Origin of the sequence: Brevibacterium salitolerans, from assembly GCF_039531405.1 — a bacterium.
GTDB classification, from domain to species: domain Bacteria; phylum Actinomycetota; class Actinomycetes; order Actinomycetales; family Brevibacteriaceae; genus Brevibacterium; species Brevibacterium salitolerans.
Window position 1 is genome coordinate 108,455 of sequence record NZ_BAAAPZ010000007.1, and the last position, 13,447, is coordinate 121,901.

11 protein-coding genes are annotated in these 13,447 nt (G+C 72.2%); 6 read left to right on the forward strand and 5 right to left on the reverse strand.

Annotated features, from left to right (window positions below; genetic code table 11):
- Nucleotides 1-92 precede the first annotated feature (92 nt).
- The 5 genes from ABD240_RS09605 to ABD240_RS09625 all read left to right on the forward strand — a co-directional run bounded on the left by ABD240_RS09605 (nt 93) and on the right by ABD240_RS09625 (nt 6,440).
- Nucleotides 93-1,352 carry an NRAMP family divalent metal transporter gene (locus tag ABD240_RS09605; RefSeq protein WP_344336995.1) on the forward strand — a complete coding sequence of 420 codons (1,260 nt, stop codon included), beginning with the start codon at nt 93-95 and terminating at the stop codon, nt 1,350-1,352.
- A gap of 2 nt (nt 1,353-1,354) precedes the next feature.
- A complete protein-coding gene (locus tag ABD240_RS09610; protein WP_291799389.1) occupies nt 1,355-2,134 on the forward strand; it encodes a LamB/YcsF family protein in 780 nt (259 codons plus the stop codon).
- Nucleotides 2,135-2,223: 89 nt separating this feature from the next.
- Entirely contained in the window at nt 2,224-2,934 is a 711-nt protein-coding gene (locus ABD240_RS09615; protein ID WP_425547010.1) for a putative hydro-lyase, read from the forward strand.
- Complete coding sequence (locus ABD240_RS09620) at nt 2,931-4,538, forward strand: 5-oxoprolinase subunit B/C family protein (protein WP_344336997.1); 1,608 nt, start codon at nt 2,931-2,933, stop codon at nt 4,536-4,538. The genes ABD240_RS09615 and ABD240_RS09620 overlap by 4 nt, the downstream gene beginning before the upstream one ends.
- Before the next feature lie 3 nt (nt 4,539-4,541).
- Complete coding sequence (locus ABD240_RS09625; RefSeq protein ID WP_344336998.1) at nt 4,542-6,440, forward strand: ATP-binding protein; 1,899 nt, start codon at nt 4,542-4,544, stop codon at nt 6,438-6,440.
- Nucleotides 6,441-6,528: 88 nt separating this feature from the next.
- Here the strand turns inward: ABD240_RS09625 and ABD240_RS09630 are convergent, their stop codons facing one another.
- The 3 genes from ABD240_RS09630 to ABD240_RS09640 form a co-directional block, all read right to left on the reverse strand.
- Complete coding sequence (locus tag ABD240_RS09630; protein ID WP_344336999.1) at nt 6,529-7,599, reverse strand: inositol monophosphatase family protein; 1,071 nt, start codon at nt 7,597-7,599, stop codon at nt 6,529-6,531.
- A gap of 4 nt (nt 7,600-7,603) precedes the next feature.
- Nucleotides 7,604-7,972, reverse strand: a complete 369-nt coding sequence (locus tag ABD240_RS09635; protein WP_344337000.1) for a hypothetical protein — start codon at nt 7,970-7,972, stop codon at nt 7,604-7,606.
- 264 nt (nt 7,973-8,236) lie between these two features.
- The gene (locus tag ABD240_RS09640; RefSeq protein ID WP_344337001.1) at nt 8,237-8,962 is read right to left on the reverse strand and encodes an MOSC domain-containing protein; all 726 of its coding nucleotides are present in this window, start codon (nt 8,960-8,962) and stop codon (nt 8,237-8,239) included.
- A gap of 141 nt (nt 8,963-9,103) precedes the next feature.
- Here ABD240_RS09640 and ABD240_RS09645 point away from each other — a divergent pair, with 141 nt between their 5' ends.
- Nucleotides 9,104-10,666, forward strand: a complete 1,563-nt coding sequence (locus tag ABD240_RS09645) for an acetolactate synthase large subunit (protein ID WP_344337002.1) — start codon at nt 9,104-9,106, stop codon at nt 10,664-10,666.
- Nucleotides 10,667-10,768: 102 nt separating this feature from the next.
- Here ABD240_RS09645 and ABD240_RS09650 read toward each other — a convergent pair whose 3' ends face one another.
- A complete protein-coding gene (locus tag ABD240_RS09650; RefSeq protein ID WP_291794736.1) occupies nt 10,769-11,251 on the reverse strand; it encodes a cupin domain-containing protein in 483 nt (160 codons plus the stop codon).
- Nucleotides 11,252-11,514: 263 nt separating this feature from the next.
- Nucleotides 11,515-13,281, reverse strand: a complete 1,767-nt coding sequence (locus ABD240_RS09655; protein WP_344337003.1) for a malate synthase — start codon at nt 13,279-13,281, stop codon at nt 11,515-11,517.
- Nucleotides 13,282-13,447 lie beyond the last annotated feature (166 nt).

Here is a 13,447-nt window from a genome sequence, read left to right on the forward strand (position 1 = left end):
CAGTGCTAAGTTGTCTACCGATTCCGTGAACTGCACGTGAGGCACCCCACCGCACCGCTCTCCCCGCACCTCGATCCGACACCGGAGATCCCATGTCAAAGACGACCGCCCAGCCCGGCCCGCGGGACAGGACGAAGGCCGCAGTCAGCCGCAGTGCGGTCGTCGGCGCCATCTTCCTCATGGCCACCTCGGCCATCGGACCGGGCTTCATCACCCAGACCGCCACCTTCACCGCGCAGATGGGCGCGGCCTTCGCCTTCGCGATCCTCGTCTCGATCCTCATCGACCTCGCCATCCAGCTGAACATCTGGCGCATGATCACCTCCTCGGGCAAGCGCGCCGCTCAGCTCGCCTCCTCCGCGGTCCCCTACTCGGGCGTCCTCCTCTCGGTCCTCATCGTGGTGGGCGGGCTCGCCTTCAACATCGGCAACATCGCCGGCGGCGGCCTCGGGCTCAACGCCCTGCTCGGCATCGATCCGAAGCTGGGCGGGCTGATCACCGGCGTGCTCGCCATCGGCGTCTTCCTCTTCAAGCGCGCGGGCAAGGTCGTCGATGCGGTCGTCCTCGTGCTCGGCCTCGGCATGATCGTGCTCACCTGCATCGTCGCGTTCGTCTCACAGCCGCCCGTCGGAGACGCCCTGCGGCAGAGCTTCGTGCCCGATTCGATCAGCTTCGCGACCGTGACGACGATCGTCGTCGGCACCGTGGGCGGCTACATCACCTATTCCGGCGCCCACCGCTATCTGGACTCCGGCAGGACCGGCCCGGAGAACGCCCCCGCCGTCATGCGCTCGGCGCTCTCCGGCATCCTCGTCACGAGCATCATGCGCTACGTGCTCTTCCTCGCCGTCCTCGGCGTGGTCGCCTCCGGAGTGGCCCTCGACCTGGAGAGCCAGGTCGCGAATCCCGCCGGACAGGCCTTCGCCGCCGTGCTCGGCGACGCGGGCATCCGCATCTTCGGTGCGATCTTCTGGGCCGCAGCCCTGAGCTCCGTCATCGGTGCCGCCTACACCTCGGCGACGTTCCTCTCCGCGTTCTCGAAGAAGCTCGGCGGCGGCTGGCCGCTCCAGCTCGCCACCGTCTGCTTCATCGTCATCTCGCTCGCCGTCTACCTGGTCGTCGGCACCGCTCCGGCCACCCTGCTCGTCTTCGTCGGCGGCTTCAACGGACTCATCCTGCCCATAGGCCTGACGATCTTCATGTACATAGGCTGGTTCAAGCCCCGCCTGCTGCGCACTGACGCATACCCCAAGTGGCTGCTGATCATCGGCACAGCGGCAACCGTCCTGACCTGGTACATGGCCGTCCAGTCGGTCGGCCCCATCTTCGCAATGATCGGAATAGGAGCATGACCATGACCTCTTCTCCCGCCATCGACCTCAACTCCGACCTCGGCGAGAACGTGCCGGACCGCATCGTCAGCGACGACGAGGCGATGCTGGGTCTCGTCTCCAGCGCCAACGTCTCCTGCGGCTTCCACGCCGGCAGCCCCGAGGGGATCAGGGCCACTGTCGCCGAGGCCACCGCACGCGGCGTGGTCATCGGAGCCCACCCCGGATACGACGACTACGAAGGATTCGGCCGGCGCGCGCTCGACGTCCCCGCCGCCACCCTCCAGGCACAGGTGGAATATCAGATCGGCGCGCTCATCGGGCTGACGACGGCGGTGGGCGGCACGGTCCGCTACGTCAAGCCCCACGGTGGCCTCTACAACGCGATCGTCCACGACGAGGCGCAGGCCCGCGTGGTCGCCGCCGCCGTCAGGGCCGTCGACCCGAATCTCGTCTTCCTGGGGCTCGCCGGCAGCGTCGCCAACCGGGTCGCCGCCGAGGCCGGGCTGGAGGTGGCGGCCGAGGCCTTCGCCGACCGCGCCTACAACCCCGACGGCTCGCTCGTCTCACGGTCCGAGGAGGGCGCGGTCCTCCACGATCCGGCGCTCGTCGCCGCCCGCGTGCTCCGCCTCGTCGAAACCGGGCAGATCGAAGCGATCGACGGCAACACGATCACCGTCGATGCCCAGTCGATCTGCTTCCACGGCGACTCACAGGGCTCGATCGAGATGGCGCGAGCCTCCCGCACAGTCCTCGAGGACGCAGGTGTGACGATCGCGCCGTTCACCGGGAAGCAGCCGTGACGGGTACGACGGGAGCCCCCGGAGTGCGCGACGCAGGAGCCGAGGCGCGCGCACGCATCCGGCAGGGCGACACCCGCCCCACCTCGGGAATGGCACCGGGACTCGTCCAGGCCAATCTCATCGCCGTACCAGCCGATTGGGCCTTCGACGTCCTGCTCTTCGCACAGCGCAACCCCCAGCCCTGCCCGGTCATCGACGTCCTCGAACCCGGCCGGGTCGAGTCCGCCCTGGCTCCCGGCAGCGATCTCCGCAGGGACATCCCCCGCTACCGCGTGTGGGAGCACGGGGAGCTGAGCGCGGAGATCGACGACGCCACGGAGGTGTGGGCGGCGCACCCGGACCTCGTCTCCTTCCTCATCGGCTGCAGCTTCACCTTCGAGGCCGGTCTGGCGGAGGCCGGCATTCCCGTCCGCCACCAGGAGGCCGGCCGTAACGTCCCGATGTACCGCACCTCGACACCCTGCAGGCCTGCCGGCCGGATCCGCGGGAACATGGTCGTGTCCATGCGGCCCATCCCCGCCTCCCAGGTCGCGGCGGCGGTCCGCATCACCGACCGCTTCCCCGCCGTGCACGGCAGCCCCGTCCACATCGGAGCGCCCGAACAGCTCGGCATCACAGACCTCGCACGGCCCGACTACGGAGATGCTCCCGTCCTCCATCCGGGAGACATCCCTGTGTTCTGGGCCTGCGGCGTCACGCCGCAGGCAGCCATCGCGGAATCCGCGCCGCCCTTCGCACTCACCCATTCACCCGGTCGGATGTTCATCACCGACGCGCAGGGAAGCGACTACCGCCAGTGACCGCCTTCCACACCGCCTCGCGACAGCACCTCCTCGCCGAATGCGCCGACCTCGCAGAGACGATGCGCCTGCACCACAGCCTCGAGGCCGCCGCACTCCCCGGCGTGCTCGAGCTCGTGCCCGCCGCCCGCACCGTGCTCATCCGCTTCGACCCCGCCCGCACCTCAGCAGCGGCGCTATCGGACGCGATCCGCTCCCTCGACCTCACGGCCGGCGCCACGGAGGCCGAGAGGTCCGTGACCCTCGACGTCCACTACGACGGGGAGGACCTCGCCGAGGTGGCGGACCTCCTCTCCGTCTCCGTCGCCGAGGTGGTCGCCCGCCACCAGCGAGCCCGCTGGCAGGTCGCCTTCTCCGGCTTCGCGCCGGGGTTCGGCTACCTCGCCGGCGACGATCCTCTCTTCGACGTGCCGCGCAGGGGGTCCCCGCGCACGCGCGTCCCCGTCGGCGCGGTCGCGCTCGCCGGAGAGTTCACCGGCGTCTACCCGCGCAGCTCACCGGGCGGCTGGCAGCTCATCGGCCGGACCGATGCGACCCTCTGGGACCTCGACCGTGACCCGCCCGCGCTGTTCGTACCCGGCACCGTGGTGACGTTCCGATCAGCGGAACGGGAGACGGTCGTCGCCGGTGAGCCCGGCGCAGCGCGCTCGACCGGCGCAGCGGCCAGTGCAGGCGAAGCGCGCGGCGCAGAAGCGGCAGAGGACTCCGCCCCCTCCCTCACCGTCGTCCGACCCGGCCTGCAGCTCCTCCCCCAGGACCTCGGGCGCCCCGGGTTCGCCTCGCTGGGCGTCTCCGCTGCGGGTGCTGCGGACCGGACGGCGCTGCGGCGGGCCAACAGGCTCGTGGGCAACGCGGAGAGCGCAGCATGCCTCGAGAGCTTCGGGGGGAACGTGCGCCTGGAGGTCACCGGCGACGGCGTCGCCGCCGTGACGGGCGCCGAGGGGACGATCACCGTCACCGCCGGCGGAGGGACGGTCCACCGTCCCCGCACCGGCGAGCCGTTCTCCCTCGTCGACGGCGACCGGCTCGAACTCGGGCCGGCCGAGCGCGGGGTGCGCCGCTACCTCGCGCTCCGCGGCGGGATCGCCGTGGAGACGGCCCTCGGCAGCGCCTCGAGCGACACCCTCGGCCACCTCGGACCCGCGGCTCTCTCCGCCGGCGACACCGTGGAGCTCCACGGACCCGCCGCAGCTCCGCACCTCGTCGACCCGGACCTCGGCGGCGGACGGCGCCTGCCCGCCCCGGGAGAGACGGTCGAACTCACCCTCACCCTCGGACCGCGTGAGGACTGGTTCACCGAGGCCGGGATCGAGACGCTGCTCGGCCAGGAGTGGACGGTCACGCACGAATCGGACCGGGTGGGTCTGCGGCTGACCGGCGAGGTGCCCCTCGAACGCGCCCGCTCCGGGGAGCTCCCGAGCGAAGGCGCGGTCACCGGCGCTCTCCAGGTGCCGCCGAGCGGACAGCCCGTGCTCTTCGGCCCCGACCATCCGCTCACCGGCGGCTATCCGATCATCGCGAGCGTCGACGACACCGACCTCGCCGCCCAGCTCGCCCCGGGCGTGAGGATCCGCTTCCGCACTGCCACCACCGACGAAAGCTGAACCATGTCGAGAATCCTCATCGCCAACCGCGGCGAGATCGCCGTCCGCGTCATCCGCGCCTGTGCGCAGAACGGGCACACATCCATCGCCGTCTACGCGGATCAGGACGCCGCCGCCATGCACACGCAGCTCGCGGACATCGCCGTCGCCCTTCCCGGCAGCACCGCCGCAGAGACCTATCTCAACAGCGAGGCGCTGCTGGCCGCGGCGAAGCGAGCGGGTGCAGACGCCGTCCATCCCGGCTACGGCTTCCTCTCCGAGAACGCGGACTTCGCCGCCGCCGTGGAGGACGCGGGCCTCGTCTGGATCGGTCCCACCCCGGAGTCGATCACCGCGCTCGGCGACAAGGTCACGGCCCGGCGGCTCGCGCAGAAGGCGGGCGCGCCGCTGGCTCCCGGCATCGACAGACCGCTGACGGGGGCGGCCGAGGTCGAGGAGTTCGCCGCGGCACACGGCCTGCCCCTCATCATCAAGGCCGCGCACGGGGGCGGCGGCCGGGGCATGCGCATCGTCCGCGAGCTCTCCGAGGTGGGCGGGGCCTTCGAGTCCGCCACCCGTGAGGCCCGCGAGGCGTTCGGCCGCCCCGAGTGCTTCGTCGAGAAGTTCCTCGAACGCCCCCGGCACGTCGAGGTCCAGGTCATCGGCGACGGCTGCGGAACAGTCGTGGCGGTGGGCGATCGCGACTGCTCGGCCCAGCGCCGCAACCAGAAGCTCATCGAGGAGGCTCCCGCGCCCTGTCTCACCCCCGAGCAGCGCGAACTCCTGCAGCGCTCGGCCGAGGCGATCTGCGCGGAGGTCGACTACCGCGGCGCGGGAACCGTCGAGTTCCTCCTCGCCGCGGACGGCACCATGACCTTCCTCGAGGTCAACACCCGGCTGCAGGTCGAGCACCCCGTCACCGAGGCGGTCACCGGCGTGGACCTCGTCTCCGAGCAGTTCCGCATCGCCTTCGGACAGGGCCTCTCACTCACCGCGACTCCCCCGGTGCACGGGCACGCACTCGAACTGCGGGTGAATGCCGAGGATCCGGGCCGCGGCTTCCTCCCGACGCCGGGGAGGATCGAGACGCTCACGGTGCCGGGCGGCCCGGGTGTGCGCTGGGACTCCGGAGTCAGGGCGGGCGACACGGTGCAGCCCGCGTTCGACTCCCTCTTCGCGAAGCTCATCGTCCACGGCCCCGACCGTCCGGCGGCGATCGCCCGCGCCCTCGCCGCCGTCGAGGAGCTCACGATCACCGGCCCGGCCACCGTGCTGCCGTGCTCGGCGGAGATCCTCCGTCATCCCGCGTTCACGGGCGCGGACGCAGGCACAGAGGCAGGTGCGGGCTCCACGGCGGAGTCGGCTGCGAGCGCATCCTCGGAGACGGGTGCGGGCTCAGACGCGGATGCGGGTGCAGGCGCCCCGGCCCGCTCCGGCGATCACGGGTTCGGTCTGCACACGCAGTGGATCGAGACGGAGCTCCTGCCCCGGCTCTCGGTCCAGGACCGGCCTGCGCCGGTGGGGCCTGCAGGCCTCACCCGCTTCGACATCGAGATCGACGGGAGGCTCACGACGGTGGGACTGCCCGAGGCCCTCGTCACCGCCCTCAGCGGCAGCGGGGACGGCCTAGGCGGCGGCGTGGGTCCGGCGGCCGGCGCTGAAGCCGCGGAGTCCGGCGCTCGCGGAGGGTCGCCCGCCGAGGCCTCCGACGGGTCCACCGCAGTGCGCGCACCGGTGCCCGGCAGCGTCGTCGCCTTCCTCGCCGAGGACGGTGCGGACGTCGCAGAGGGGGACGACATCGCGGTGCTCTCGGCGATGAAGATGGAGACGCGAGTGCCTGCACCCGCCGCGGGGACGCTGATGCATGCGGCCGCCGTCGGTGACATGGTGGCGGTCGGAGAGGTCCTCGCCCGGATCCGCTGAGCGGCGTCCGCCGCGCGAAGGCTCTGGTGAGCGTCTGCGCGGCGGGCGCAGTCTCCTGCCGTGCGCGACGTGCGGGCGGTGCGGAGGCTCAGCCGGTGCGGAGGAGGAACTCCAGGCGCTCGCGGCTGTCCGCTGCGACGGTGAGTTCGGGTGCGCCCACCGGCTCCGCGCCCGAGGCCGGGCTCGCGCTGCCGCCCCCCACGCCGCCTGCGCCCGCACCGAACGCGTCCGGGCGGCGGCGCACCCACCGGCCGGCGCACTCCGCGATGTAGGCTCCGCCGGCGAAGTCGTAGATCCCCAGGCCCCGCTCGTAGTAGGCGTTCACCCGCCCTTCGGCGACCATGCACAGGTCCAGGGCCGCGGACCCGCACCGGCGCAGGTCGTCGAACTCCTCCATGACGGCGCCCAGCGAGGCGAGCTGCTGAGCCCTGCGCTCCCGCGAGTACCCGAATCCGGTCGCCACGACCCTGCCGCTGGTGGGAGCGGAGGCCCCGGTGAGGGGCACGGCCTCGACGGCGGGGTCCGTGAGCGCGGTGAGCGGGGCCGTCCAGGCGCTGCCCGCACGTGCGAACCACACGCGGTCCAGCGCGGGCGCGGCGACGAGGCCGGCCACCCAGCCCGCGTCCGCATCAGCCGCTCCGTCCGCAGCCGCGGGCTGGTCCGCGCCCGTCAGCAGAGCCGCACCCGAGGCCGGAGCGGCACCCGGCACAGCCTCCGGCAGCGCGCGCACCCCCGCGGAGAAGCAGTAGTGCTCGATCCCCCGGACGAAGTTCACGGTGCCGTCGATGGGGTCCACATGCCATTCATGGGTCCGCGCCCCCACGGCGCCGGCGTCCTCGGGGACACCGCTCTCCGGTGCACGCTCGAACGCGCCGGCGAGGAGGGCGGTCAGCTCGCCCCCGGACTCATGGTCTTCGAGACGGACCGAGGCGGAGTTCTCCTCGCCCACGACGACGTCCTCCGGGCGGAGCCGCAGCAGCCGCCCCCGGACCAGTGCCTCGATCTCCGCGTCTGCGAGGGTGACGAGGTTGTTGCGCCCGTCCTTGGAGTCCACGGCGGCCGCGGTGAGCTCTCGCGACCAGTGCCGCATGCGGTGGACCGCGATCACCGCGCTCTGCCGCGCGGCGTCGAGGAGGGGATCGTCGTGGAGTGCCGCCATCGGATCAGAGCGCCACGGGGCTCACGCCGCTCACAGCGCTCTGCTCCCCGCTCAGGCTTACGACGCCGGTGGTCATACCGGTGACTGCCGCCACGCCTCCTGCGAGCCCGGAGCCGCCGGAGGCGTGCGAGGCGTCCTCGCCGCCTGCCTCCGCCGCGCGGCCCGCACGGTGCCGGCGGACGATCTCCTGCACCGCCTGCGAGGAGGTGCCCACGGCCTCGGCGATCGCCGCATAGGTGACTCCCGCGTCACGGGCGGTCAGGATCGCGTCCACGTAGCTCGCGTTGACACGCGCCCGCTGACGAGCCACCCGTTTGACAGCGGACACCAGCGTCCGCTGCTCTGCATTCAGCTCCCGTGCCCTGCGCACCATTTCACAACCTCATTCTCACCAGGACGAACACTCATCGATGGACCGGCGGCAGAGGGGGCGAGCAGGCGCGGCATGCTGTCCCATGTCGCCGTCCGAGCACCGATACGTGCTTCTATGGTAGTACGCGCGTGATGCGTTTCCCGCCGGTCTCACCCCGGGCGGGGATATATCCGCTCACATTTCTCGATTCCGCGCCGATCTGCGGCTTCCCCCCGCCCAGTTGTCCCACTCCGTGGGACGAGTGCGGGTTGCCGCACCCGGCACTCACCCGCCCAGGCGCGCGGAGTCGTCGCCGAGCCGCCCCGTCAGCCTCCGCTCCAGATCCCGCCGCCAGCGCTCCGGCAGCTCGGGTGAGGCCAGCAGCCTCCCGATGCCGGCGCGATCGAGACGATCGACGTTCATGACGCGGTTGGCCTCGGCGACGGAGACGGATTCCGGCAGCCTCTCCGCGAGCGTCATCGCGTCCCCCTCCGCGAGGACTCCCGGCTCCAGCACCCGCAGGTAGAACCCGCAGCGCCCCGTCTCCTGCATGCGCGCAGGGAGGCCGCGGTCTCCCCAGCGTGCGGAGACGGTGGTGCAGGGCCTGCGGGGCTGCGTCACCTGCACACGCGCGGATCCGAGGAGGAAGACGTCCCCCAGGTGCACCTGCGCCTCGGTGAGCCCGCGCAGCGTGAGGTTCTCGAAGAAGCCGTCCTCGCCGATCTCCCGGCCCTCGGCGGCCCAGGCGCCGTAGTTCTCCACCGGATAGCAGCAGAGGGCCTTGTCGGGGCCGCCGTGGACCTTCGTGTTCCCCTGCGCGTCCCCGTCCAGACCGAGAACCCCCACCCGGACGGGCGCGGTGACCGGCGTCTTGTGCGCGCCGGTGGAGATCTCACGTCCCGACCAGTGCTGCACGACGACGGCACCCGCCCGCAGGCGTTCGACGGTCCCCGTCAGTGCGCGCACCTCCTGACCCGCACCCTGCACCGGCGTCTCGGCCTTCCCGGACATGCTGCCCCCTCCCCGCGCGTCTGCGCTCCCCGTCCGCACCACGCTACCGGGACACGCGCGTTCCCCGCCCGCGTCCGAGGCGTGTGCGACGATGGGCGCACGCTGCGACGACGCAGAGGCACGACGACGAGGAGCACAGACGTGAATGGCGCCGATTCCCTCCTGGCCGCACTCGAGCACAACGGGGTCACCACCTGTTTCGCGAACCCCGGCACCTCGGAGATGCACTTCGTGGCCGCACTGGAGGGCGCCACGCGCATCCGCGGGGTCCTGGGCCTGTTCGAGGGGGCGGTGACAGGAGCCGCGGACGGCTATGCGCGCATGACGGACCAGCCGGCGGCCACGCTGCTGCACCTGGGCCCCGGGCTCGCCAACGGTCTGTCCAACCTGCACAACGCGGTGCGCGCGCACTCGCCGGTGGTGAACGTGATCGGTGACCACGCCAGCTACCACCGCGCTCTCGACGCGCCGCTCACCAGCGACATCGAAGGCACGGCCCGCCCGTTCTCCCACTGGGTCCGCACCTCCTCGGGAGAGCGGGCCCTGGCCTCGGACGTCGCGGACGCGGTCACCGTCGCCCGCCGGGGCCGGGTGGCCTCACTCATCCTGCCGGCGGATGCCGCGTGGAACGAAGTGCCGCGGGACGGCGTGCCGCCCACCGCGCTGGAGGCACCCCGGCCGCGGGTGGACGCGCTCGCCGCCGAGGCCGCCGCGCGGCACCTGCACGAGGCCGGTGAGCGCGGGGCGATCCTCCTGGGCGGACGCACCCCGCGGGCGGAGGCACTCGAGGCTGCGGCCCGGATCGCCGCGGCCACCGGCGCCTCACTCCTCACCGGCACCTTCGCTGCGCGCGTGTCCCGTGGCGCCGGGCGCTTCACGGCGCAGAAGGTGCCCTATGCCGTCGATGCCGCCCAGGAGTTCCTCTCGCGCTTCGACACCCTGGTGCTCGTGGGCGCGCAGCCGCCGGTCGCCTTCTTCGCCTATCCGACCAAGCGCAGCACACTCACCGCGCCCGGCACCCGGTTCATCGAGCTGTGCGGGGACACCACCCGCGCGCAGCTCCCCCTCGAGGCGGTCTGGGAGGCGCTGCCGGAGTCCGCACGCGCCGCCGCGCCCGCTGCCGCGCCGCTGGCCGTGCCGGGGGCGGCGGAGCTGCCCGCCGGCACCCTCACCCCGCAGAAGATCGCCGCGTTCCTCGCCCATGCGATCCCGGAGGACGCGGTGGTGGTCGATGAGTCCCTCACCACCGGATGGGCATTCGACTCCGCCACCCGCGGGGCGCGGCCGCACGAATGGCTCAACCCCACGGGAGGGTCGATCGGATGGGCCCTGCCTGTGGCCACCGGCGCCGCGATCGCCTGCCCGGAGCGGAAGGTCATCGCCCTGGAGTCCGACGGCTCCGGCATGTACATGCCGCAGACGCTGTGGACCCAGGCGCGGGAGGGCACGGACGTCGTCACCCTCGTGTTCGCCAACCGGAAGTACCAGATACTGCGGAACGAGATGGCGAACGTGGGCGTGGAGCACGTGGGCGAGCGCGCCGGCCAGCTCCTCGACCTCGACCGGCCCACCCTGGACTGGGTGTCCGTGGCCCGCGGGTTCGGAGTGCCGGCGGAGCGGGCGGAGACCGTGGAGGAGCTCAGCGCAGCCTTCGCCCGGGCGCTCGCCGCACAGGGCCCGGCGCTCGTCGAGGTGGTGCTGTGAGCACCTGCCGCCGCACGCCCGGAGGGGATGGCCGGCTCCTCGCAGGTCGCCGCGTCCTGCCTGCCTTCCCCGGTGGGAACCCGGGCTGAGGGGGCGGCCGCCTCAGCTGCGGAGAGACCCGATGGTGAAGCCCTCCGGCTTCACCCCGGCCCATGCCGGCGGCACGTCCGTGCCCGCCGCCTCGTCCGCCTCCGCCTGCGCCGCCGTGTCCTGCACGATGCCCGCGGCGTGGTGCACGGGGGCATAGATGGAGTAGAGCTTCAGCGGTTCGTCGCCGGTGTTGATGACGTCGTGCCAGGTGCCGGCGGGAACCTGGATGGACCAGCCGTCACTCACCTCCTGCTCGAAGGTGATCTCCTCGGCCGTCGGCCCCATGATGCACCGGCCGGTGCCGCCTTCCACCCGGAGGAACTGGTCCGTGTCCGGGTGCACCTCGAAGCCCACCGTCTCCCCGACCGGGATCGACATGAGGGTGACCTGCAGGAAGCGGCCGGTCCAGGCGACGGTCCGGTAGGCCCCGTTCTCCAGGGTGGCCTGCTCGATGTCGAATGCCTGCGGTGCGGGTCCGATGTCCTCGAATGCCATTGCGCTCCGTCCTTCAGCTTCCACGGCATGCCCCGTGCACGCCGGCTCCCTCCCGAGCCTAGAGGCGCAGCGCCGCGCGCGCCACGGTGCTCCGCCTCGCCTCAGTGAGCACAGGCTGTGCGCAGTGCGGACAGCCTCGGCGCACCGCCCGGAACTCTCAGAGGCGGGGAGAACGGGCTCCCGCGGCCGCCCCGGGGAAGCCGCAGCCCGCCAGGGGCCGCCCTGAGGAAGCTGCAGCCCGACAGGGCCTTGGGAGACTCCGCTCAGTGGAAGACTCCGGTGAAGGAGCCGAACGCCCGCGCCCGCCGGTCCACGAGGTGCTTGTCGTAGGCCGCCACGGTGAAGCTCTCCGGCAGCTCCTCACCCATCGAACCGGAGCGGAACACGTCCGCGGACTCCGTGAAGTGGTCCACGGGACTGCGCTCCGTGATGGCGAGTTCCTCCGCGATCCACCGGTCCACCAGCAGACCGGTGAGCACACGGCCGTTGTCCAGCTGCACGCCCCGCCGGATCCACTGCCAGATCTGGGCACGGGAGATCTCCACACTGGAGACGTCCTCGACGAGGTGGTCCACTTTGAGGGCTCCCTGCCCGGACAGCCAGGCATTGAGGTACGCGAGGCCGGCCCGGATGTTGGTGCGCACACCCTCCTCGCTCACCCGCTTGCTGAGGTCCTCCGTCGTGGGCAGCCCCTCACGGGAGAGGAGGTCCTCCGCCGTGATGGCGCCGTTCTCGCCGGAGCCCGAGGTGGGAGGCACCCAGTCGATCTGGTTGTCGTCGTCGCCGAGGACCTCCTCGAAGGCCTCCCGCGCGACCGGGATGAGGGAGGGGTGCGCCACCCACGTGCCGTCGAATCCCTGCGCGGCCTCGTGCTGCTTGTCCTCGCGGACCCGCCGCTGGGCCTCGGCCGTCTTCTCCGGGTCCTCGCGGTCCGGGAACGCCGTCGCCATGCCGCCGAGCGCGTGGATCCCCCGGCGGTGGCAGACGTCGACGATCCGGGAGGTGTAGGCCTGCAGGAAGGGCAGGTCCATCGTGAGGACCTTGCGGTCGGGCAGGAGGAAGGTGGGGTCGTGGCGGAACGCCTTGATCATGGAGAAGATGTAGTCCCAGCGTCCGGCGTGCAGGCCCACGCAGTGATCGCGCAGCTCCCAGACGATCTCCTCCATCTCGATCGCCGCGCCCAGGGTCTCGATGAGCGCCGTGGTGCGGATGGAGCCGACCGGCAGCCCCTTGAGGCTCTGGCTGAGGAGGAACATGCGGTTCCACCAGCGGGCCTCGGCCGCGCTCTCCATCTTGGGGATGCAGAAGTACGCGCCGCGACCGCTCTCCGCGAGGGCCTCCGCGTTGTGGAAGAAGTACAGGCCGAAGTCCACGATGGACGCCGAGGCCTGGGTCTCCGCGCCCTGTGCGTCCACGTAGCGGAGGTGGGCCTCCGGCAGGTGGAGGCCGCGGGGCCGGACCACGAGGGTGGGCGGGGTGGGATTGCGCTGCTCGTAGAGCTTGCCCACCCGGGTCACGTGGCGCAGGCGGCCGCGCACGGCGTCGATGAGGTTGAGCTGACCCGTGACCACGTTGGACCAGGTGGGCGACATCGCGTCCTCGAAGTCCGCGAGCCACGAGTCCGCATCCGAATTCAGCGCGTTCGCCGCGGTGCGGCCGTCCGGGGCGCCGGTGATCTCGACGCGGCGGCGGGAGAGGCCCTTGGCCCCGCGGCCGCCGATCGCGTGCCAGGAGGCGTCCTCGCGGATCTCCCGGGTGGCCTCCGGGTAGGAGGGGAACTCCCCGCGGAGGAACGCGGCGGAGCGGAACTCGCGCTCGGTCAGCAGCGTGCGGCGCTCGTCGAGGAGCGCTGCGTGCAGCGCGGCGAGGAAGTCCAGGGCCTCCGGGCTGAGGACGGTCTCGTAGCCGCTCTCCATGGGACCGGCGACGAGCATCCGCCCTGCGGCCGGTGCGGTCTGCTGCTGCATGGGGGTCTCCTGGCCGGGGCGAGTCTCCTGCTGCGGTGAAGGGGACTGGGTCGTGAGGGTCATGGCGGGCTCCTGGTGGTGCGGGAAGCGGGCGAGAGGCGGCGAGCGGTGGTGTGTGGCGGGGCCGTGGTGTCCTGCATCGGCAGGCGCAGGTGGAGCAGTGCGGGACGACCGCGCCGGACAGGGAAACCCCAGAAAACCCTGTGCCGGAGCGGCCGCCCCGCGTGCC